This is a genomic window from Kitasatospora albolonga (genome assembly GCF_039535905.1).
In the GTDB taxonomy this organism is placed as follows: domain Bacteria; phylum Actinomycetota; class Actinomycetes; order Streptomycetales; family Streptomycetaceae; genus Kitasatospora; species Kitasatospora albolonga.
The window spans coordinates 1-20,965 of record NZ_BAAAYB010000020.1; the positions used below are offsets into that span (position 1 = coordinate 1).

Here is a 20,965-nt window from a genome sequence, read left to right on the forward strand (position 1 = left end):
AGCCGCGCCAGGAGTACAGTGCGGGCGGTGCCTGAGGGTTTCGCCGACAAGATGTTCGCCGCTGGTGAACGCACGGAACACAAAGGCCATCCCTTCGATCCGTGACCGATGCAGGTGGGGGACGGTGCACGTTCCCGCCTCCGGGTCGGTTGCGCTGACGGGCTGTGCGTTCCGGTCGCTCCGTGTACACCGTTCGACATGTCGACCGTCAGGCAGGAAGCTCCTTTCTGTGGTCGCCCCCGCGGTGCATAGGGACGGGTCGATCCGACCTGTGACCATCACTCACCGGTGATCCCACCGGTGCCGGGAAATCAGCACCTGTCACGCGGAAGAGTCGTATCAAACTACGGGCAGAGGCGCGGCAGAAGCAACCTGCCCCTGCCTGCGGGAAGCTCACGAAGCGTCAGATGTGACCGCGGGAAACGCCGCTAGCTGAAAACGAAACGCCCGGCACCCAGTCCGGGAGATGGCCCGGGCCCGCTGCGCACCGTGAGGCCACCAGGGAGGGCTTCACGAACTCAGTCCTCGCAGACGCGCGCACCGCCCCGCTGATGCACACCAGCCCCACCGGATGTCGCGACGTCGGTCCTGGATCTAGCGCGCCGATCTGTCAGCGCCACGCCTGTCCCAGTCTCCTCCACCGAGCCGGGGCGGCACGACCCCGCTGCACTTCTGTCAGCGGCCGCCATACGGCGTCGATGTCCGCCAGGTCTTTCTGTGAGCGTGCGCGAGGGTGTACGACCAACGAGCCGTCTGCCCACGCTCGCCGAGTGCCACCTGAGGTCGTACGCCAGCAGCACCGTTGCCGAGCTGCGGATGGAGTGACACGCGGCGCTGCATCGCGAGCTCAAACTCCAGCACGCTGCCGGGTGTCGGGTCCGGCCGGTACACACGTGTGCACGATCAGCACGCCCTGCTGGATCGCGATCACCTCCGACGTGTACGAGCCTAGTCTCCCCGCTGTGCACCGGGCCCGAGGTCGTCGGCCACCCAGACCACGCGCGCTGGCCCCGCAGCTCGTGCACGTCCAGTGTAGCGCTCCATGCCGAGCCGGAGCAGCTCGGCGCCCAGCTGGTACTTCTCCCGCTCTCTCCGGTCCTGCTCGACGACACCCTCCTGCTGAGGGTGCGACAGGATGCCGTGGCGCGGTGCCTATTGACCTGGCCAGGTCCGCAGCGCTGGTGGCCACTCCACAGGCCCAGCCGCCGTTCGCATCACCGGCCAGCTAGCCGCAGTGATCTGCGGAAGCCGGGATCGATAGCGAGCTGGATCGGCCCCGCCTAGGCATGTGTACTCCGCTGGGAAAAAACAAAACAGGCGGTCGTACATTGTCGTCCGCGTGGTATCGCAGCCCCAGTTTAGTTCTGCCAGGCCACGGGCAGGAGTCGCAGCACGACGTTCTCCGTCTAGCCGACTGTCAGTGTTCCGTCGGTGTCACGTCGGCCTCGGATAGCCCGCAGGCCGACCCGGCGAGCGCCGCAGATCATCCGCAGTCACGACCCGCAGGTCACCACTCATCTCCACCGAGCCGGCGCCCCGTACCCCGCCACGCCACTAGCAGGGCCCGCGTTCGGGCACGAAGGTCGAACGCCCCGCATGCCAGTCGCGAGGCTCTCATCTGGCGTCCACGCCATCACCGCTGTTATCGAGTAGCCCGCGGCGACCGTGCTTCCCGCCGTCCTCTCCGCCACCTACCGTCACGCTAGACGGTCGCGCGTCACTGGGGCGAGGCAAGCAGTTTCACACACCGACGCGCCACCACCTCCGCACCCGGCCGGCCGCGCGTAGCGGCCTCCGCCAGCAGGCTTGCCCGCCTGGTCCGCTCCCCGTCGTACCTGAGAACCGACCAGCTCAGGCCGGCACGTGCCCCGGTTTCAGCACCCGCACGCACCGCCTCTGATCGCTCGCCGGCGCGCGCGTCACCTGTCTCCACTCGTCCAGCACGTCCTGGCCACGGCCGCCGCCAAACACTCTCCCTAGCCGCGCCGTGGAAGGTCACCAGCGATACACGACTCCGTGCGAACCACGTACCGCCCCGGACCGACCGTCCGCCCTAAGAACCGACCCGTCAGCCAGCACCGGACACCGTAGGCTCGCCACATTCCCTGCATCACGCGCTTCGCTCCTGCCCTGCCAGCGTGACCACGCTGCTCACACGCGCGATCGTAGCGGCCTCATCCGGGATCTCGACCCACACCGCTGCGACAGCCCTCGAAGCTCCGCCTGGTAGACTGTGTATCGAGTGACCATCTCATGGGCGCCTGGCCCGTCGACCGTTACTCCGTGCTGCCGCCGTCATAACGCGCCCGCCCGGATCGTCCCGCCAGCAGCGCGCGCCAGACCACAGCTCGTCACGCGAGATCCTGCCCCGCGTCCTGCCAACTCGTCGACCAGCGCACTCGTCCAGCACATCGGGCGACCGCCGCCACGCCCGCCGAACGCGTTCCCCACTGTCCTCAGCTCCGTACGCCGACCACCGACAGCGACTACAACGCGCAACGTATCGCCGTAACGGATGCCCTGTCCGTCCGCGATGGACACAACTGACGCACCGTCACCCGCTGCCGACTAGGCATCCGAGCAAATGACAGGCCCCTTCACGCACTGCCACTTGGTGCGGCGTAGCGCGCCCGGCACCACACCTGCCGCGCACCTGCGCTGCGCCCGAGATCATGCTTCCGACAGACCCGCTGCCGTTCGCCGTCGCCTCCAGCCCTGTCGAGTCAGGCCCGTGACAACGGCACCGCCGCTCTGCTGTCATCCGCACGCAACACATCGAGCACCGGCTACGGCGAGCTCGCCCCACACTCTCACCGGCGGCTACATCGCTCCGCGAGATACGGGCAGACCGGCGCCGCCGCGACTCCGCGAGGAGGCCAGGCCTGGAGGTCGGCCCCGCCCGAGCCGGCCTATGGCCGACAACCGGCCGCGACGAGCGCGGTCGCCCTCACTGAGTGCTCTTCGCCTCTTCCCGCCGCGCACCCTCGACTCGCTGCCAGGCGCCGTCCGTCCCACCGACGAGACCGACGCCTGCTCTTGCCGAGGTAGTGGTCGATCCGGAAGACCTCGTCACGGGGGAAGACCTCGTGGACGATCCGGTTCAACTCCTGGGCGCTCGCCAGGTCGTGGCCGAACGGCTTCTCGATCACCGCACGGCGCCAGGAGCCCTTCGGCGGGTCGGCCAGCCCGTGCTTCTTGAGCTGCTTGACCACGATCGGGAAGGCGCCGGGCGGGACGGACAGGTAGAAGGCGAAGTTGCCCCCGGTGCCCTGTGCCTCGTCCAGCTCGATGATCGTCTTGCGCAGGTGCTCGAACGCCTCGTCGTCGTCGAAGGTGCCCTGCACGAAGCGCATGCCCTTGGCCAGCTGCTGCCAGACCTCCTCGCGGAAGGGGGTGCGGGCGTGCTGCTTGACCGCGTCGTGGACCTCCTTGGCGAAGTCCTCGTCCTCCCACTCGCGGCGGGCGAAGCCGACGAGCGAGAAGCCCGGCGGCAGCAGGCCGCGGTTGGCCAGGTCGTAGATGGCCGGCATCAGCTTCTTGCGCGACAGGTCGCCGGTGACCCCGAAGATGACCAGGCCCGACGGGCCCGCGATGCGCGGGAGCCGTCGGTCTGCGGGGTCACGCAGCGGATTCGAGGGCGCGAGCGGGGGTTCGCCCTGCTCGCCCTCGGCCCCGGACAGGTCGGGGAAGGTTTCAGTGCTCACTGGTGGTGAACTCCGCTTCGTGAACGTCGGTGTGAGCGGGTGTCAGTGCTCGTCGGCGAAGGACGCCAGCGAGGCGGTGACGGTGTCCAGCAGCTCGGTCCAGGACTGCTCGAACTTCTGCACGCCCTCGTCCTCCAACACCTGGACCACGTCGTCGTAGTCCACGCCGGCGGCGGCGATGGCGTCCATCACGGCCTTGGCGTCGGCGTAGTTGGGGGTGATGGTGTCGCCGGTGACCACGCCGTGGTCGCCGGTGGCGTCCAGGGTGGCCTCGGGCATGGTGTTGACGGTGCCCGGCGCCACCAGTTCGGTGACGTACAGGGTGTCCGGGAGGTTCGGGTCCTTGACGCCGGTGGAGGCCCAGAGCGGACGCTGCGGCTTGGCACCGGCCGCCTCCAGCGCCTTCCAGCGCTCGCTGCCGAAGACCTCCTCGTACGCCTGGTAGGCGAGGCGGGCGTTGGCCAGCGCGGCCTTGGAGCGCAGGTCCTTGGCCTCGCCGCCGATCTTGTCCAGGCGCTTGTCGATCTCGGTGTCCACGCGGGACACGAAGAAGGAGGCGACGGACTCGATCTGGGACAGGTCCAGGCCGGTGGCCTTGGCCTTCTCCAGACCCGCCAGGTAGGCGTCCATCACGGCGCGGTAGCGCTCGAGCGAGAAGATCAGCGTGACGTTCACGCTGATGCCCTTGCCGAGGACCTCGGTGATGGCGGGCAGGCCGGCCTTGGTGGCGGGGATCTTGATCAGCACGTTGGGGCGGTCGACCAGCCACCACAGCTGCTTGGCCTCGGCCACCGTCGCGGCGGTCTCGTGCGCCAGCCGCGGGTCGACCTCGATGGAGACCCGGCCGTCGCGGCCGTTGCTGGCGTCGTAGACCGGGCGCAGCACGTCGGCCGCGTCGCGCACGTCCGAGGTGGTGATCATGCGGATCGCCTCGTCGGTGGTGACCTTGCGGACCGCCAGGTCGCGCAGCTGGCCGGCGTAGGCGTCGCTGCCGCCGCCGATGGCCTTCTGGAAGATGGTCGGGTTGGTGGTGACGCCGACCACGTGCTTGCTCTGCACCAGCTCGGCCAGGTTCCCGGAGTTCAGCCGGTCACGGCTGAGGTCGTCCAGCCAGATCGCCACGCCCTCGTCGCTGAGGCGCTTCAGTGCGTCAGTCATGGTGCTCATTCCTCTTTTGTTCTGATGAGAAGTCAGGGAGGGGTGGGTGCCCGCGGAGGGCACCCACCCCGGGTGCGACTAGCGCGAGACGGCCTCGACGGTGCGCAGCGAGGCGCGGGCGGCGTTGGCCACGGCGTCGGCGGTCAGGCCGAACTCGCGGAAGAGGACCTTGTAGTCGGCGGAGGCGCCGAAGTGCTCCAGGCTGACGATCCGGCCGGCGTCGCCGACCAGCTCGCGCCAGCCCTGGGCGATGCCCGCCTCGACCGAGACCCGGGCCTTCACGTTCGGGGGCAGCACGCTGTCCCGGTAGGCCTGGTCCTGCTCGTTGAACCACTCGATCGAGGGCATCGAGACGACCCGGGTCGGGATGCCGTCGGCCTCCAGCTCCTCGCGGGCCTGGACGGCCAGCTGCACCTCGGAGCCGGTGCCGATCAGGATCACCTTGGGCGCGGCGTCGGACGCCTCGGCCAGCACGTAGCCGCCCTTGGCGGTGCCCTCGGCGGAGCCGAAGACCTCGCGGTCCCAGGTGGGCACGTTCTGGCGGGTCAGCGCCAGGCCGACCGGGCCGGGGTGGCTGGTCTGGCGCTCCAGCACGGTGCGCCAGGCGACGGCGGTCTCGTTGGCGTCGGCCGGGCGGACCATGGCCAGGCCCGGGATCGCGCGCAGGGAGGCCAGGTGCTCCACCGGCTGGTGGGTCGGGCCGTCCTCGCCGAGGCCGATCGAGTCGTGCGTCCAGACGTAGGTGACCGGCAGCTTCATCAGCGCGGCGAGGCGGACCGCCGGGCGCATGTAGTCGGCGAAGACCAGGAAGGTGCCGCCGAAGACGCGGGTCCTCCCGTGCAGCGCGATGCCGTTCATGGTCGAGCCCATGGCGTGCTCGCGGATGCCGAAGTGGATCGTCCGGCCGTACGGGGAGGCCGACTTGAGCGGGTTCCCCTCCGGCAGGAAGGAGCTGTGCTCGTCGATCGTGGTCAGGTTGGACTCGGCCAGGTCGGCCGAACCGCCCCAGAGCTCGGGGATGACCGCGCCGAGCGCCTTCAGGGTGTCGCCGGAGGCCTTGCGGGTGGCGACCTCCTTGCCGGACTCGAAGACCGGGACGGCCTTCTCCCAGCCGTCCGGCAGCTCGCCGGCGGAGATCCGGTCGAACTCGGCGGCCCGCTCCGGGTTGGCCTCGCGCCAGGCGTGGAAGCCCTTCTCCCACTCGGCCCGGCCGGCCTTGCCGCGCTGGACGACCTCGCGGGCGTGGTCGATGACCGCCTCCGAGACCTCGAAGGTCTTGGTCGGGTCGAAGCCCAGCACCTTCTTGGTGGCGGCGATCTCGGCGTCGCCGAGCGCGGAGCCGTGCGCCTTGGCGGTGTTCTGGGCGTCCGGGGCCGGCCAGGCGATGATGGTGCGCATCGCGATGATCGACGGGCGGGCGGTCTCGGCCTTCGCGGCGGCCAGCGCGGCGGCCAGCGCGTGGACGTCCACGTCGCCGTCGGCCTTCTGGGTGATCCGCTGCACGTGCCAGCCGTACGCCTCGTAGCGGGCGAGCACGTCCTCGGAGAAGGCGGTCTCGGTGTCGCCCTCGATCGAGATGTGGTTGTCGTCGTACAGCGCGACCAGGTTGCCCAGCTTCTGGTGGCCGGCCAGCGAGGACGCCTCGGCCGAGATGCCCTCCTCCAGGTCGCCGTCGCTGACGATGGCCCAGACGGTGTGGTCGAACGGGGAGGTGCCGGCGGCCGCCTCCGGGTCGAACAGGCCGCGCTCGTAGCGGGCGGCCATCGCCATGCCCACCGCGTTGGCGATGCCCTGGCCCAGCGGGCCGGTGGTGGTCTCGACCCCGGCGGTGTGGCCGTGCTCCGGGTGGCCCGGGGTGCGGCTGCCCGCGACGCGGAAGGCCTTCAGGTCGTCCAGCGAGAGCCCGTAACCCGACAGGTAGAGCTGGGTGTAGAGCGTCAGCGAGGTGTGGCCGGGGGAGAGGACGAAGCGGTCACGGCCGGCCCACGCGGGGTCGGTCGGGTCGTGGCGCAGGAAGCGCTGGAAGATCACGTACGCGGCGGGGGCCAGCGACATGGCCGTCCCCGGGTGTCCGTTGCCGACCTTCTGGACGGCGTCCATGGCCAGGACACGGGCGGTGTCGACGGTCCGCTGGTCCAGCTCGGTCCACTCGAATGCGTTCGGCGTGGTGCTCACCCTTTCTCAGGGCTCCTTCCATATGAAGAGTGACCCCGTGATGGACCGGGCCGGCCACGGCACTGTGGACCTGACGTCTCGTTGGTTCCGGTCACGGAGGGTTGATCCCGCTTCTCTGTGCGAGCCTACCGCCCGGGCGGGCCTTCACCCTGCGTGGCAGGACATCCCGGACGTACCTCCCGGGATTCCGGTGGACCGTGTCACCTGCTCGCCTCCCAGCCTCACGCGGAACCCGTCCGACGGCCCGTCAGGTGAGCAGGACGGGGGACGCGGCCGCTTTGCCACGATTCACCCGGCGGTGTGCGGTTCCGCCTCGCCGGAGGACCCCGGCGCCGGTCCCGGTATATGGAGCGTCTAAGGTGGCGTGGTACGCGCAGTGCGGACGGATTCGGCACGTTCTGGTTCCGGGGACGCCTGTGAAGATTCACCGTGAGTTGGGGTGTCCGTGACCGCCGTTGAATCCCGTCCTGCCGGGGTGCTGGGGACTTCCCCTGCCCGCAGGCCGTTCGGGGCCCGCGTCGGGGCGTTCGTCGCGCTGACGAAGCCCCGGATCATCGAACTGCTGCTGATCACCACCGTGCCGGTGATGTTCCTGGCCCAGCGCGGAGTGCCCGACCCACTGCTGGTCGTCTGGGTGGTGGTCGGCGGGTACCTCTCCGCCGGCGGCGCCAACGCGCTCAACATGTACATCGACCGCGACATCGACGCCGTGATGTCCCGGACCGAGCGCCGCCCGCTGGTGACCGGCATGGTCTCGCCGCGCGAGGCGCTGGTCTTCGGCATCTCGCTGGCCGTCCTGTCGACGGCCTGGCTCTGGCTGCTGGTCAACCCGCTGGCCTCCGGGCTGGCGCTGGCCGCGCTCCTCTTCTACGTCTTCGTCTACACGCTGGGCCTGAAGCGGCGCACCGCGCAGAACATCGTCTGGGGCGGCATCGCCGGCTGCATGCCGGTCTTCGTCGGCTGGGCGGCGGTGACCAACTCGCTGTCCTGGTCGGCGCTGGTGCTCTTCCTGGTCATCTTCTTCTGGACGCCGCCGCACTACTGGCCGCTGTCGATGAAGGTCCGGGAGGACTACGCCAAGGCCGGCGTGCCGATGCTGCCGGTGCTCAAGGGCAACCTCGCGGTGGCCCGTCAGATCGTCGCCTACTCCTGGGTGATGGTCGCCGTGTCGATGCTGCTCTGGCCGCTGGCGCACACCAGCTGGCTGTACCCCGTCTCGGCGGCGGTGCTCGGTGCCTTCTGGCTGAAGGAGGCGCACGGGCTGCACGCCCGGGCCAAGGCCGGGGTGGTCGGGGCGAAGCTGAAGGAGATGCGGCTGTTCCACTGGTCGATCACCTACCTGACCCTGCTGTTCGTGGTCATCGCGGTGGACCCGTTCATCGGCTGACGTGACGTCACGGCGGAGGCCCCCTGCGGGGGGCTTTCGGCGTTTTCGGGGGTGGGGAGGAGCCGGCAGGTCGTCGGCCGGGGCTCCTCGTGACGGAGGCCCCCCGGGCGGGCTTCGTGCCTGACTCGCCCTCAGGGGACCCCCGCCGGAGGCGGGTCAGCGGGCGGGGAGCTCGCTGGGGCCGACGTGGTCGTCGAGCCAGGCCATCAGGGGCTGGGAGTCGCGGATGAACCCGGCGATCGTCTCCGCCGCCTCCGGGGTGCCCATCCAGGCGGCGGGCTCCCACTCCTGCCAGGCGACCAGGCCCTTGTTGCGCAGCAGCCCGATCCGCGGGTGGTCCTTGGTGAAGCCGCGCGGGGTGGTCCTCAGCGGCTCCTGCCCGTGCACCGCGAGGCCCCCGGCCTCGACCGCCGCGATCACCCGCTCCAGCTCGGCGCCGGTCACGTCCTCGGCCACCGCCGCCCGGTAGCGGGCGAGTTGGTCGGTGGCCAGTCGGTACATGCCGTTGCCGCAGGCCAGGTGGTCGGCGGAGAGCTGGATGTAGCCCCCGCTGTCCAGCCAGGCCCCGATGTGGGTCTTGTACGGGGTCTTGTCCTTGCTGAAGCGCACGTCCCGGAACGGCCGGAACACCTTGCCGGGCCCGAACTCGGGCTCCAGCGCGTCCAGCAGGGCGAGCATCGGCGCGCGGACGTCCCGCTCGTAGCGGGCCTTGTGGGCCTGCCAGAACGGCTTGGAGTTGTCGGTCTCCAGCTGCTCGAAGAACTCGAAGGCCTCGGCGGGCCAGCCTTGGAAGGTCACCCGGCCAGCCTATGCACTCCGCCGATGTGTTGGGCCGCACACGCCGATCCCGTCGCCAGACCGACTACCCGTCGGTAGCATGCGGTCCATGAGCAGCGCAGAGACCGCCACCACCGCCGCGCCGGACGCCCGCGCCGAGCGCCGTGCCAAGCGCATCGCCAAGAACATCCAGAGCTTCGCCAAGCAGCACGGCGGCTCCGTCGAGGGCGTGGTCGAGCACGTCAGCGGCATCGCCACCCGGATCGTGCTGGTCGGCGCGGACGGCTCCTGGGGCGACCAGGTCGCGCCCAGCCAGGCCGTCGGCCTGCGCGCCGCCGAGCTGGCCGGCGTGAAGCTGCACGAGGACTTCGAGGGCGAGCTGGCCCTCAAGGTGCGCACCAGCGGCTACGAGTGGAAGCGCATGGCGGGCCTCCAGCTGGGCGGCTGACGGACCGTACGACGGAGGCCCGGACCCGGGGTGGGTCCGGGCCTCCGTCGTACCGTCAGGCGTCCTGCAGGGCCTGGGCGGGCACCGGCACGGGCGCGGCCACCACCGGGCGGTGGCGCAGCGAGAGCGGCACCCGCAGGGCGGCGATCCAGACCAGGGCGGCGCCGAGCATGTGCAGGCCGACCAGGATCTCCGGGGCGTCGGTGAAGTACTGGACGAACCCGATCAGGCCCTGGGCGAGCAGCAGCACCAGCAGCTCGACGGCCCGGCGGCGGGCGGCCTTCGGGGCCTTGACGGCGGCCAGCGTGAAGATCACCGCGACGGTCAGGCCGAGGGCCAGGAAGACGAAGTCGGTGTGCAGCTGGGCGAGCCGGTCGTAGTCCACCGGGATCCGGGCGACCGGCTTGCCGTCCGAGCTGGAGGCGCCGGGGTGGTGGCCCGCGCCGGTGACCAGGGTTCCGGCCACCACCAGCAGGCCCATCGCCACCACCAGCACGTCGGCCAGCTGCCGGACGGGGCGGGGCACCAGCGGCTCGGGCTCCCCGTCACCCTCCTTGGCCCGCTCCCAGGTCAGCACCGCGACCCAGACCAGGCCCATCGCGGCGATCAGGTGGGCGCCGACGATGTAGGGGTTGAGGCCAGTCAGCACGGTGATGCCGCCGAGCACGGCGTTGCTCATCACCAGCCAGAACTGGGCCCAGCCCAGCCGGCTGACGCTCCGCCGCCAGGGCTCGGTGCACCGCCCCGCCAGGGTGACCCAGGCGACCGCCGCGCAGAGCACGTAGGTGAGCATCCGGTTGGTGAACTCGATGACCCCGTGCACGCCCATCTCGGCGGTCGGGGTCAGGCTCTCGGCGGTGCAGCGCGGCCAGGTCGAGCAGCCCAGCCCGGAGGCGGTGAGCCGGACGGCGCCGCCGGTCACCACGATGACCACGCTCATCACCAGCGCGGCCAGCGCGGCCCGGCGGACGGTCTCGGCGGTCGGGTGCCAGCGCTCGGCGAGCAAGGAGGAGGGGGTACGCACGCCTGACACTGTAATTCGCCTTATTCGTGATCAATGCACCAGGGCGCCGCCCGTCGTCAGGCGCGTCTCTTCCCCTTGATCCGGCGGGGCCAGGGGAACAGCCGGGGTCTGCGCTTGGCGGCCAGGTCCTCGATCCAGCCGAAGCAGAGGACGAACAGGCCGATCAACGGGACGCCGACCAGCAACTGCGGGTACATGGTGCGCAGCAGCCAGCCGAAGTTCTCCGAGAGGAAGTCGCTGCGCCAGCACAGGTCGATGATCGGCACGGAGAGCTCCAGCGCCAGGGTGTGCCAGAGGTAGACGCTGACGGCGCGGGCGTTGAGCAGGCTGATCAGACCGTTCCAGCGCTCCAGCCTCGGCGGCCACTCCTTCCACGACGGGCTGAGGTGGAGCAGCAGCAGGACGAAGCCGAAGGACCAGATCGCCTGGCCGACCGGGACGCTCTCCAGGTCGGTGACCTCGGTCGGGTCGATCACCGGGCGGCTGGTGTACCACCAGAAGCCGGCCAGCATCACCAGCGGGGCGACGGACGGGGCGACGTACTGCGGGAGCTTCTTCAGCAGGCCCTCGTTGTGGGCCATGCCGAGGATCCAGCAGGAGCCGAAGACCAGGAAGTCGCTGAGGGTCTCCCAGATCCGGCCGTCCTCGGGGAGGTAGCCGCTGGCCATCGCCAGTGCCAGCGGGGTCAGCACGGTGACCACCGGGAAGCGGCGCAGGCAGCGCAGCATCAGCGGGGAGAGCAGCACGTACCAGAGGTAGGCCCGCAGGTACCAGAGCGGGACGCCGACCTGCTCGCCCCAGGAGTGCTCCATCAGCCCGCCGAAGCCGGGCAGGTCACCGACGGGGTAGGGCGGGGTGGAGAGCGGCACGAGCCAGAGCGTCATCTTGCCCCACCACCAGCCGGGGTGGCCCTCGGAGTTCGGGCCCCAGCCGTCCAGGATCCACAGGGTGGTGATCACCGCGCCGAACAGCCAGAGCGGCGGCAGCAGGCGGCGCAGGCGGCCGCGGATCACGCCGAGCGCGGGCTTGGCCAGCGAACGGGCCATCAGGGAGCCGGCCAGCGCGAACATCACGCCCATGGACGGGAAGACCAGCGGCAGCCAGGACCAGCTGAAGTTGTGGTAGAGCACCACGCGGCCCAGCGCGAGGGCGCGGAGCAGGTCGAGGTAGCGGTCGCGGCCGCCGCCGCGCTTCACCGGGGCGGGCTCGGGCTCGGCCTCGGGCCCGGCGGCGGCAGGCTCGGGGAGCTGCCACTCCTCGGGGATGCGGGGCTGCGGCAGGACGCGCAGCTGGACGGTTTCGATGTGCTGCGGGTGGCTGGACATGGGCGGTTCCTGCGCGGTGAGGACGGAGCGGGCGGTGCGGGGGGGAGGCGGTGCCGCGGGCGGGGAGGTTCAGCGGGCCGGGGTGGTGGCCGGTGCGACCGCCCCGTCGACCCGGATGGTGGCCGGCACGGGCGCCTGGGGGAGGGCGCCGAGGAGGGGAGAGGTGGTCACCGTGGCTGACGCTAGTGCAGCCCCGTCGGCTGATTGACCGTCAATGTCCGATCTGAGGGGTTCTGCGCCTTCCTTGTGACCGGATCGAGATTACGTACACCCCAAGGCTGGCGGGCCACCGTCAGATCGGGGGAGTGCCCGTTTCATCCTCATAAAGCGTCAACTCTCCCGAACTGCAGGGCATTCAGGGGCAGTCTCGGGCATTCGCGACATTGGTCTTGACCAGTCGGGGGTTGGCTGGAAAGAGTGCGCCTTGACCCGTGTTCCGTCATGGCCGCACCCACAGCGGAGATCCTGCACATGCGCATATCCGTGCCCGCCGCCGCACTCCTCCTCGGCAGCTCGCTCGCCCTCGCCCCCCTCACCGTCCCGACGGCCTCCGCGGTCCCGAACGGGGACCAGTGCGCCGGCCTCGGCGTGGCCAACCTCTACGGCGAGTTCATCGAGGGCGACGACTCGCACAGCCCCGACGCCGAGGGCGCGGTCGCCGTCGGCGGCAACTTCAGCGGCACCTTCACCGTCGGCAACGAGCTGACCGCCGCCCAGATCGACCGGCTGCCCGGGAAGAACGCCTTCGTGGTGGCCGGCAACGTCTCCGGCAACGTCCAGGTCATGAAGGGCAACGGCATCTACGGCGGCTCCCTGACGGGCAAGCTGGAGGCGCACCAGGGCAAGATCGCGAAGGGCCCGTCCCCGATCGACTTCGCCGCCGAGTTCGCCAAGCTGCGGGCCGCCTCCACCCAGCTGGCCGCCGCGCCCGCCAACGGCAAGGCCGTCACCGACGGCAACGCGCTGCGCCTCACCGGCACCGACCAGAAGCTCAACCACTTCGTCGTCCCCGCCGAGCAGTTGGAGAAGGCCAAGGAGGTCCACCTGACCGTCCCGGCCGGCGCCGTCACCGTCGTCACGGTGACCGGCGGCTCCTACGACCAGGCCAAGGCCGGCACCACCGGGTTCCTGCTCAACGGCGTGCTGGACGACAAGCTGCAGAGCGTCGCGGGCGGCGCCGTCCGCGAGAAGCTGCTCTGGAACTTCCCGACCGCCACCCAGGTCGTCAAGAACAGCGGCAACGCCTGGCCGGGCAGCGTGCTCGCCCCCAACGCCCACTTCGACCTCGGCAAGGGCGGCCCGGTCAACGGCTCCGTCATCGCCAAGTCGCTGGTCGGCACCGGCGGCGCGGAGACCCACCACTACCCCTTCGCCGGCTGCCTGCCGCTGACCCCGTCGGCCAGCCCGTCGCCGAGCACCCCGGGCACCGGCCCCTCGCCGTCCGTGAGCACCTCGGTCTCGCCGTCGGCCAGCCCGTCGCCGAGCACCCCGGGCACCGGCTCCTCCCCGCAGCCCAGCGGTTCCGGCACCCCCTCGGCCGGCGGCAGCGGCACCCCGTCCGGCTCCGCCACCACCCCCGGCGGCACCGCACCGAGCGCCTCCCCCTCCTCGCCCGGGGGCGGCCTGGCCTTCACCGGCGCCAGCGGCCTGCTGCCGCTGACCATCGGCGGCGTGGTGATCGTCGGCGCCGGCGCGGCCGTCGTGGTGGCGACCCGCCGCCGCAAGGGCCGCCGCGCCTGACCGGCCGTCAGCAGGGCACGCACCCGCCGTTCGGAATCGAACGGCGGGTGCGTACTTTTTTCGCCAAGCCCGCCGGTGCCGCGGCCGTCCGCCGGTAGAGTCCGCTCGAAGGTCCGCGCGGGGGAGTCAAGACCCTTGCCGGGCAAGGTCGTTCGGGAGGGAGCAGCGGATGGCACGGCAGCGTGGGGTGTTCGGCGCGGTACTGGCGACGGGGATCCTGGCTCCTGTACTGCTGGCGGGCGGCGCGGCGGCCGTCTCGCCGCAGCACGGCGTCGAGTGGACGGTCGGCTGCGACAAGGTCAGCGTCCGGCTGTCCGGCTACGGCGAGCAGTTCACCAACCGGGTCTCGCTGGAGATCGGCGGCAAGGCGGTGCTCACGGAGGAGAAGTTCTCCACCGCGTTCACCAAGGAGTTCCCGGTGGCCGCGCACACCGAGGACCTCACCGTCACCCTCACGGTGACCACCGATCAGGAGCCCAAGTCCCCGATCACCAAGACGGCGACCAGCGCCCCCTGCCCGAAGCCCACCCCGACGCCCACGCCGACCCCGAGCGCCACCCCGACCCCGACCCCGACGCCCAGCGCGACGCCGTCGAAGAAGCCGAGCCCCAAGCCGAGCGCCCCGCAGCTGGCCGAGACCGGTGGCGGCGGAAGCGCCGTCCCGATCGCCCTGGCCGGCGCGGGCGTGCTGCTGGTCGGCGGCGCCCTGGTCCTGGTCGGACGCCGCCGCTCGCGCTGAGGGCTACTCCCAGCGGAAGAAGCGGGCCGCCAGGCCCAGCCCCAGTACCGCCCAGGCGCCGAGGATGCCCAGGTCCGCCCAGGGCATCCCGGCGCCGTGCTGGAGCACCCCGCGCAGCCCGTCGGAGAGTGCGCTGATCGGCAGCAGCTCCAGCACCGGCCGGACGGCCTCGGGGAACTTGGACAGCGGCACCACCACGCCGCCGGCCAGCAGCAGCAGGACGAACACCAGGTTGGCCGCCGCCAGGGTGGCCTCCGCGCGCAGCGTCCCGGCCATCAGCAGGCCGAGGCCGGAGAAGGCGGCGGTGCCGAGCAGCAGCAGGGCGGCCACCGCGAGCGGGCTCCCCTGCGGGGACCAGCCCAGCGCCAGGGCGATCACCGAGAGCAGGGCCACCTGGAGCACCTCGGTCACCAGCACGCAGCCGGTCTTCGCGGTCATCAGCGCCCAGCGCGGCAGCGGGCTGGCGCCCAGCCGCTTGAGCACGCCGTAGCGCCGCTCGAAGCCGGTGGCGATGGCCTGGCCAGTGAAGGCGGTGGAGATCACGGCGAGCGCCAGCAGCCCGGGGGCCAGGAAGTCGACCCGCTTGCCCGGGCCCTCCACGTCCACCACGTCCACGGCCGAGAACAGCACCAGCAGCACCGTCGGGATGACCACGGTGAGCAGCAGCTGCTCGCCGTTGCGCAGCAGCATCTTGGTCTCGAACGCGGTCTGCGCCAGCAGCATCCGCCCGACCGGGGCGGCACCCGGCATCGGCTCGTAGGTGGTCATCGCAGTTCCCGTCCGGTCAGTTCGAGGAAGACGTCTTCGAGGCTGCGCCGACGCACCGTCAGCTTCTCGGGCAGCACGCCCACCGAGGCGCACCAGGCGGTCACGGTGGCGGGCAGCGCCGGATCGAGGGTGGCCTCCACCCGGTAGCTGCCGGGGGAGGTCTCGGTGGCGTGGGCGCCGTCCGGCAGGGCCTTGCGCAGGCCGCCGAGGTCCAGGCCGGCCGGGGCCTCGAAGTGCAGGGCGGACTCGGAGCCGCCGCGGCAGAGCTCCTCCACGGTGCCGTCGGCGATCACCCTGCCGGCGTCCACGATCGCCACCCGGTCGGCCAGCTCCTCGGCCTCGTCCAGGTGATGGGTGGTCAGCACCACCGTCACGCCGTCCCGGCGCAGGTCGCGGACCAGCTCCCAGGTGGCCCGGCGGGCCTGCGGGTCCAGCCCGGCAGTGGGCTCGTCCAGGAAGACCAGCTCGGGGCGGCCGACCACGGCCATCGCCAGCGCCAGCCGCTGCTGCTGCCCGCCGGAGAGCCGGCGGTAGGTGGTGCGGCCGCAGGAGCCGAGGCCCAGCCGCTCGACCAGCGCGTCCACGTCCAGCGGGTGGGCGTGCAGCTTCGCGGTGTGCCGCAGCATCTCGACCGCGCGGGCCCCGGCGTACACGCCGCCGGACTGCAGCATCACGCCGATCCGGGGCCGCAGCGCGGCCGCCTCGGTGACCGGGTCGAGGCCCAGGACCCGGACGGTCCCGGCGTCCGGACGGCGGTATCCCTCGCAGGTCTCGATGGTGGTGGTCTTGCCCGCGCCGTTCGGCCCCAGGACGGCGGTCACGCTGCCCCGGGCGATGGTCAGGTCGAGCCCGTCCACGGCCGTCTTGGGGCCGTACCTCTTCACCAGCCCGGTGACCTGGACCGCTGGTTCGCTATGCATGCGGCTGAGTCTAAGAGGGCCCGCACCGGCCCCCGGACGGGGCCTCGATGATCACAAATCCCAGGTCAGGTAAGGCTTGCCTGCGTGACAGATGTCATCGGTGAGGTGTGGATCACGGCTTGAACCTCCGGAAGGAATTACGCAACAATCGTGTTGTGAAAAACATGCGCGAGCACGCCCAGCTGCCGGAGGCCCACGCGGCCCCCGGCTGCGCCGTGCCCGCGTCCCCGGAGACGGACGGCCATCCGGCCACCCGGGACAGGGTCGCCCGCTCGATCCTGGACCACGGGCCGTCCTCCGCGGCCGACCTGGCCAGCCGCCTGGGCCTGACCGCCGCCGCCGTCCGCCGCCACCTGGACGGCCTCGCCGCCGCCGGGCTGGTCGACGCGCGCGAGCAGCGGGTCTACGGCAGCCGCGGCCGCGGCCGCCCGGCCAAGGTCTTCGCCCTCACCGACGCGGGCCGGTCCGCCTTCTACCAGGCCTACGACCAGCTCGCCGCCGACGCGCTGCACTGGATCTCCGAGTCGGTGGGCGGCGGCAAGGCGGGCGAGGAGGCGGTCGCCGCCTTCGCCCGGGCCCGCTTCGGCCGCCAGGGCGAGCGCTACCGCGCCGAGCTGGAGCTGGCCGATTCCGGCCAGCGCGCCGAGGCGCTGGCGAAGGCGCTGAGCGCCGACGGGTACGCTGCCACGGTGCGGCGAGTGCCGTCGGCGGCCTCCCCCAAGGCGCCGGCCGGCGCCCAGCTCTGCCAGCACCACTGCCCGGTCGCGCACATCGCCGAGCAGTTCCCGCAGCTCTGCGAGGCGGAGACGGAAGTCTTCTCCCAGCTCCTGGGCACCCATGTGCAACGGCTGGCCACCATCGCCCACGGCGACGGGGTCTGCACCACCTATGTGCCGGCACCCGGTGCCGCACCGTCAGCTGGCGCCCGCCAGCTGCCCGGTGCCGTGCCGACTGCCGGTACGTCCACTCCACCAGTACCTGCGTCCGCGCGGAGGAACCTCGCATGACTGACACCGTTTCGCACCCGGAGCTCGAGGGCCTCGGCACCTACGAGTACGGCTGGTCCGACCCGGACGCCGCCGGTGCCACCGCCAAGCGCGGCCTCAGCGAGGACGTCGTCCGCGACATCTCGGCGAAGAAGTCCGAGACGGAGTGGATGCTCAACCTGCGCCTGAAGGGCCTGAAGCTCTTCGGCAAGAAGCCCATGCCGACCTGGGGCTCCGACCTGACCGGCATCGACTTCGACAACATCAAGTACTTCGTGCGCTCCACCGAGAAGCAGGCCGAGTCCTGGGAGGACCTGCCCGCCGACATCAAGGCGACGTACGACAAGCTGGGCATCCCGGAGGCGGAGAAGCAGCGCCTGGTCGCCGGTGTCGCCGCGCAGTACGAGTCCGAGGTCGTCTACCACCAGATCCGCGAGGACCTGGAGGAGCAGGGCGTCATCTTCCTGGACACCGACACCGCGCTCAAGGAGCACCCGGAGCTCTTCAAGGAGTACTTCGGCACCGTGATCCCGGCCGGCGACAACAAGTTCGCCGCGCTGAACACGGCCGTGTGGTCCGGCGGCTCGTTCATCTACGTGCCGAAGGGCGTGCACGTGGACATCCCGCTGCAGGCCTACTTCCGGATCAACACCGAGAACATGGGCCAGTTCGAGCGGACGCTGATCATCGTCGACGAGGACGCCTACGTCCACTACGTCGAGGGCTGCACCGCCCCGATCTACTCCTCGGACTCGCTGCACAGCGCCGTGGTCGAGATCATCGTCAAGAAGGGCGGCCGCTGCCGCTACACGACCATCCAGAACTGGTCGAACAACGTCTACAACCTGGTGACCAAGCGCGCCGTCGCGTACGAGGGCGCCACCATGGAGTGGGTCGACGGCAACATCGGCTCCAAGGTCACCATGAAGTACCCGGCCGTCTACCTGATGGGCGAGCACGCCAAGGGCGAGACCCTGTCGATCGCCTTCGCGGGCGAGGGCCAGCACCAGGACGCCGGCGCCAAGATGGTCCACATGGCCCCGAACACCTCCTCGAACATCGTCTCCAAGTCGGTGGCCCGCGGCGGTGGCCGGACGTCGTACCGCGGTCTGATCGAGATCGGCGAGGGCTCCAAGGGCGCCAAGTCCAACGTGCTCTGCGACGCGCTGCTGGTGGACACCATCTCCCGCTCGGACACCTACCCCTACGTCGACGTCCGCGAGGACGACGTCTCGATGGGCCACGAGGCGACGGTCTCCAAGGTCTCCGAGGACCAGCTGTTCTACCTGATGAGCCGTGGCATGACCGAGTTCGAGGCGATGGCGATGATCGTCCGTGGCTTCGTGGAGCCGATCGCCCGCGAGCTGCCGATGGAGTACGCGCTGGAGCTCAACCGGCTGATCGAGCTGCAGATGGAGGGTTCGGTCGGCTGACCCACCGTCAGCCGCCGTCACCCGCCCGACTTTTTGAGGAAGAGAGCACCACGAACAGCCATGGCTGAGCAGAACACTTCCGGCTCCACCACCGCCGGTTCGATCGAGGTCGGCACCGCCGGTGCCGGCGCCCAGCTCGCGGGCCCCGGCACCGGCCGGGCCACCGTCAAGCAGCCGATCGACGCCCGCGTCGCGGTCAAGCCCTCGTACGACGTCAACGACTTCCCGGTGCCGCACGGCCGCGAGGAGGACTGGCGCTTCACCCCGCTGCACCGCCTCGGCGGTCTGCACGACGGCACCGCCGCCGAGGGCGCGGCCGGCCAGGACAAGGTCGAGCTGAGCCTGCCCGAGGGCGTCACCGCCGAGACCGTCGGCCGGGACGACGCCCGCCTGGGCAAGGCCGGCAAGCCGGTGGACCGGGTCGCCGCGCAGGCGTTCTCCGCCTTCCAGCAGGCCCTGGTCGTCACCGTCCCCAAGGAGACGGTGCTCACCGAGCCGGTCCGGATCGACGTGCACGGCGAGGGCGGCACCGCCTTCGCGCACGTGCTGGTCGAGGTCAAGCCCTTCGCCGAGGCGGTCGTGGTGATCAACCACACCGGCACCGGCGTCCGGGCGGCCAACGTCGAGCTGCTGCTCGGCGACGGCGCCAAGCTCACCTTCGTCTCGATCCAGGACTGGGAGCGGGACGCGGTGCACGCCGCCCAGCACACCGCCCTGGTCGGCCGGGACGCCTCGCTCAAGTCGGTCGTGGTGACCTTCGGCGGCGACGTGGTCCGCCTGCACCCGCGGGTCAGCTACGCCGCCCCCGGCGGCGAGGCCGAGCTCTTCGGCCTGTACTTCGCGGACGCCGGGCAGCACCTGGAGCACCGCCTGGTGATCGACCACGACACCCCGCACTGCCGGTCCAACGTGGTCTACAAGGGCGCGCTGCAGGGCCAGGACGCGCACGCGGTCTGGGTCGGCGACGTGCTGATCCGCGCCGCCGCCGAGGGCACCGACACCTACGAGCTCAACCGCAACCTGGTGCTCACCGACGGTGCCCGGGTCGACTCGATCCCGAACCTGGAGATCGAGACCGGCGAGATCGTCGGCGCCGGCCACGCCTCGGCGACCGGCCGCTTCGACGACGAGCAGCTCTTCTACCTGATGGCCCGTGGCATCCCGGCCGACGAGGCCCGGCGCCTGGTGGTCCGCGGCTTCTTCGCGGAGCTGGTCCAGCAGATCGGCGTCCCGGAGATCCAGGACCACCTGATGGAGAAGATCGAAGCCGAGCTGGAAGCGGCCGTCTGATGAGCTTTCTCCGAGCCTGCGCGCTGTCCGAGCTGGCCGAGGACACCCCCAAGCGCGTCGAGCTGAACGGCGTACCGGTGTCCGTCGTCCGCACCGAGGGCGAGGTGTTCGCGATCAACGACATCTGCTCGCACGCGAACGTGTCGCTCTCCGAGGGCGAGGTCGAGGACTGCATGATCGAGTGCTGGCTGCACGGCTCCAGCTTCGACCTGCGCACCGGCAAGCCCAACGGTCTGCCCGCCACCAAGCCGGTCGCCGTCTATCCCGTGAAGATCGAAGGGGACGATGTGCTCGTCTCCGTCAACCAGGAGTCCTGAGTACACATGGCAACGCTTGAAATCCGTGACCTGCACGTCTCCGTCGAGGCCGAGAACGGCCCCCGCGAGATCCTGAAGGGCGTCGACCTGACGGTCAAGCAGGGCGAGACGCACGCGATCATGGGCCCGAACGGCTCCGGCAAGTCCACCCTGGCCTACTCGCTGGCCGGCCACCCCAAGTACACCGTCACCGGCGGCACCGTCCTGCTGGACGGCGAGGACGTGCTGGAGATGTCGGTCGACGAGCGCGCCCGGGCCGGCGTCTTCCTGGCCATGCAGTACCCGGTCGAGGTCCCCGGCGTCTCGGTCTCCAACTTCCTGCGCACCGCCGCCACCGCCGTCCGCGGCGAGGCCCCCAAGCTGCGCACCTGGGTGAAGGAGGTCAAGGAGGCCATGGCCGCGCTGTCCATGGACCCGGCCTTCGCCGAGCGCAACGTCAACGAGGGCTTCTCCGGCGGCGAGAAGAAGCGCCACGAGATCCTCCAGCTGGAGCTGCTCAAGCCGAAGATCGCGATCCTCGACGAGACCGACTCCGGCCTGGACGTCGACGCGCTGCGGATCGTCTCCGAGGGCATCAACCGGGTCCGCTCGACCGGTGAGGTCGGCACCCTGCTGGTCACGCACTACACCCGCATCCTGCGGTACATCAAGCCCGACCACGTCCACGTCTTCGCGGGCGGCCGCATCGTCGAGTCCGGCGGTGCCGAGCTGGCCGACAAGCTGGAGAACGAGGGCTACGAGGCATATGTGAAGGGCGGCGCTTCCGAGTGACGA

At 71.0% G+C, this 20,965-nt stretch carries 16 protein-coding genes and 1 pseudogene; 9 read left to right on the plus strand and 8 right to left on the minus strand.

From position 1 onward, the window contains the following. Positions 1–3,035 precede the first annotated feature (3,035 nt). The 3 genes and pseudogenes from ABD946_RS05505 to tkt form a co-directional block, all read right to left on the minus strand. Positions 3,036–3,680 (minus strand): annotated as a pseudogene (locus tag ABD946_RS05505) (glucose-6-phosphate dehydrogenase); the annotation flags it as partial. A 66-nt stretch (positions 3,681–3,746) separates the two neighbouring features. After that, positions 3,747–4,862, minus strand: coding sequence for a transaldolase (gene tal, locus ABD946_RS05510; protein ID WP_345280634.1), 1,116 nt, complete (start codon positions 4,860–4,862; stop codon positions 3,747–3,749). 78 nt (positions 4,863–4,940) lie between these two features. Further along, positions 4,941–7,037, minus strand: a complete 2,097-nt coding sequence (gene tkt, locus ABD946_RS05515) for a transketolase (RefSeq protein WP_345280636.1) — start codon at positions 7,035–7,037, stop codon at positions 4,941–4,943. 445 nt (positions 7,038–7,482) lie between these two features. Here tkt and ABD946_RS05520 point away from each other — a divergent pair, with 445 nt between their 5' ends. After that, positions 7,483–8,424 carry a heme o synthase gene (locus ABD946_RS05520; protein ID WP_345280638.1) on the plus strand — a complete coding sequence of 314 codons (942 nt, stop codon included), beginning with the start codon at positions 7,483–7,485 and terminating at the stop codon, positions 8,422–8,424. 156 nt (positions 8,425–8,580) lie between these two features. On the opposite strand, the gene ABD946_RS05525 is transcribed toward ABD946_RS05520, so the two are convergent. Beyond that, a complete protein-coding gene (locus ABD946_RS05525) occupies positions 8,581–9,222 on the minus strand; it encodes a DUF2461 domain-containing protein (protein WP_345280640.1) in 642 nt (213 codons plus the stop codon). An 88-nt stretch (positions 9,223–9,310) separates the two neighbouring features. On the opposite strand from ABD946_RS05525, the gene ABD946_RS05530 reads away from it, so the two are divergent. Beyond that, complete coding sequence (locus ABD946_RS05530; protein WP_345280642.1) at positions 9,311–9,649, plus strand: hypothetical protein; 339 nt, start codon at positions 9,311–9,313, stop codon at positions 9,647–9,649. A 55-nt stretch (positions 9,650–9,704) separates the two neighbouring features. On the opposite strand, the gene ABD946_RS05535 is transcribed toward ABD946_RS05530, so the two are convergent. Next, positions 9,705–10,673, minus strand: coding sequence for a COX15/CtaA family protein (locus ABD946_RS05535; RefSeq protein WP_345280644.1), 969 nt, complete (start codon positions 10,671–10,673; stop codon positions 9,705–9,707). A gap of 56 nt (positions 10,674–10,729) precedes the next feature. Then, positions 10,730–11,998 carry an acyltransferase family protein gene (locus tag ABD946_RS05540; RefSeq protein ID WP_345280646.1) on the minus strand — a complete coding sequence of 423 codons (1,269 nt, stop codon included), beginning with the start codon at positions 11,996–11,998 and terminating at the stop codon, positions 10,730–10,732. 471 nt (positions 11,999–12,469) lie between these two features. Between ABD946_RS05540 and ABD946_RS05545 the strand changes: the two genes are divergently transcribed. Both ABD946_RS05545 and ABD946_RS05550 read left to right on the plus strand, forming a co-directional pair. Beyond that, entirely contained in the window at positions 12,470–13,738 is a 1,269-nt protein-coding gene (locus tag ABD946_RS05545) for a choice-of-anchor A family protein (protein WP_345280648.1), read from the plus strand. Positions 13,739–13,907: 169 nt separating this feature from the next. After that, complete coding sequence (locus ABD946_RS05550; RefSeq protein WP_345280650.1) at positions 13,908–14,477, plus strand: LPXTG cell wall anchor domain-containing protein; 570 nt, start codon at positions 13,908–13,910, stop codon at positions 14,475–14,477. Positions 14,478–14,480: 3 nt separating this feature from the next. On the opposite strand, the gene ABD946_RS05555 is transcribed toward ABD946_RS05550, so the two are convergent. After that, positions 14,481–15,245 (minus strand): ABC transporter permease, encoded by a 765-nt coding sequence (locus ABD946_RS05555; RefSeq protein WP_345280652.1) that lies wholly within the window; start codon positions 15,243–15,245, stop codon positions 14,481–14,483. Further along, positions 15,242–16,165: an ABC transporter ATP-binding protein gene (locus ABD946_RS05560; protein WP_345280654.1), complete on the minus strand. Its 924-nt coding sequence runs from the start codon at positions 16,163–16,165 to the stop codon at positions 15,242–15,244. Before ABD946_RS05560 ends, ABD946_RS05555 begins: the two co-directional genes overlap by 4 nt. A gap of 164 nt (positions 16,166–16,329) precedes the next feature. On the opposite strand from ABD946_RS05560, the gene ABD946_RS05565 reads away from it, so the two are divergent. The 5 genes from ABD946_RS05565 to sufC are packed head-to-tail and all read left to right on the plus strand — an operon-like array spanning position 16,330 to position 20,962. Next, positions 16,330–17,172 carry a helix-turn-helix transcriptional regulator gene (locus ABD946_RS05565; RefSeq protein WP_345280656.1) on the plus strand — a complete coding sequence of 281 codons (843 nt, stop codon included), beginning with the start codon at positions 16,330–16,332 and terminating at the stop codon, positions 17,170–17,172. Continuing rightward, on the plus strand, positions 17,169–18,584 hold the full coding sequence (gene sufB / locus ABD946_RS05570) for a Fe-S cluster assembly protein SufB (RefSeq protein WP_345280658.1): 1,416 nt from the start codon (positions 17,169–17,171) through the stop codon (positions 18,582–18,584). The genes ABD946_RS05565 and sufB overlap by 4 nt, the downstream gene beginning before the upstream one ends. A 60-nt stretch (positions 18,585–18,644) precedes the next feature. Next, complete coding sequence (sufD, locus tag ABD946_RS05575; RefSeq protein ID WP_345280660.1) at positions 18,645–19,874, plus strand: Fe-S cluster assembly protein SufD; 1,230 nt, start codon at positions 18,645–18,647, stop codon at positions 19,872–19,874. After that, positions 19,874–20,191, plus strand: coding sequence for a bifunctional 3-phenylpropionate/cinnamic acid dioxygenase ferredoxin subunit (locus ABD946_RS05580; RefSeq protein ID WP_345280662.1), 318 nt, complete (start codon positions 19,874–19,876; stop codon positions 20,189–20,191). The genes sufD and ABD946_RS05580 overlap by 1 nt, the downstream gene beginning before the upstream one ends. A gap of 6 nt (positions 20,192–20,197) precedes the next feature. Continuing rightward, positions 20,198–20,962, plus strand: coding sequence for a Fe-S cluster assembly ATPase SufC (gene sufC / locus ABD946_RS05585; RefSeq protein ID WP_345280664.1), 765 nt, complete (start codon positions 20,198–20,200; stop codon positions 20,960–20,962). Positions 20,963–20,965 lie beyond the last annotated feature (3 nt).

What these genes read in the sequence shown, in the direction of transcription:
- tal (WP_345280634.1), bottom strand. Translation starts at nt 4,862, where the DNA reads ATGACTGACGCACTGAAGCGCCTCAGCGACGAGGGCGTGGCGATCTGG.
- ABD946_RS05530 (WP_345280642.1), top strand. Translation starts at nt 9,311, where the DNA reads ATGAGCAGCGCAGAGACCGCCACCACCGCCGCGCCGGACGCCCGCGCC.
- ABD946_RS05540 (WP_345280646.1), bottom strand. Translation starts at nt 11,998, where the DNA reads ATGTCCAGCCACCCGCAGCACATCGAAACCGTCCAGCTGCGCGTCCTG.
- ABD946_RS05545 (WP_345280648.1), top strand. Translation starts at nt 12,470, where the DNA reads ATGCGCATATCCGTGCCCGCCGCCGCACTCCTCCTCGGCAGCTCGCTC.
- ABD946_RS05550 (WP_345280650.1), top strand. Translation starts at nt 13,908, where the DNA reads ATGGCACGGCAGCGTGGGGTGTTCGGCGCGGTACTGGCGACGGGGATC.
- ABD946_RS05555 (WP_345280652.1), bottom strand. Translation starts at nt 15,245, where the DNA reads ATGACCACCTACGAGCCGATGCCGGGTGCCGCCCCGGTCGGGCGGATG.
- ABD946_RS05560 (WP_345280654.1), bottom strand. Translation starts at nt 16,165, where the DNA reads ATGCATAGCGAACCAGCGGTCCAGGTCACCGGGCTGGTGAAGAGGTAC.
- ABD946_RS05565 (WP_345280656.1), top strand. Translation starts at nt 16,330, where the DNA reads ATGCGCGAGCACGCCCAGCTGCCGGAGGCCCACGCGGCCCCCGGCTGC.
- sufB (WP_345280658.1), top strand. Translation starts at nt 17,169, where the DNA reads ATGACTGACACCGTTTCGCACCCGGAGCTCGAGGGCCTCGGCACCTAC.
- sufD (WP_345280660.1), top strand. Translation starts at nt 18,645, where the DNA reads ATGGCTGAGCAGAACACTTCCGGCTCCACCACCGCCGGTTCGATCGAG.
- ABD946_RS05580 (WP_345280662.1), top strand. Translation starts at nt 19,874, where the DNA reads ATGAGCTTTCTCCGAGCCTGCGCGCTGTCCGAGCTGGCCGAGGACACC.
- sufC (WP_345280664.1), top strand. Translation starts at nt 20,198, where the DNA reads ATGGCAACGCTTGAAATCCGTGACCTGCACGTCTCCGTCGAGGCCGAG.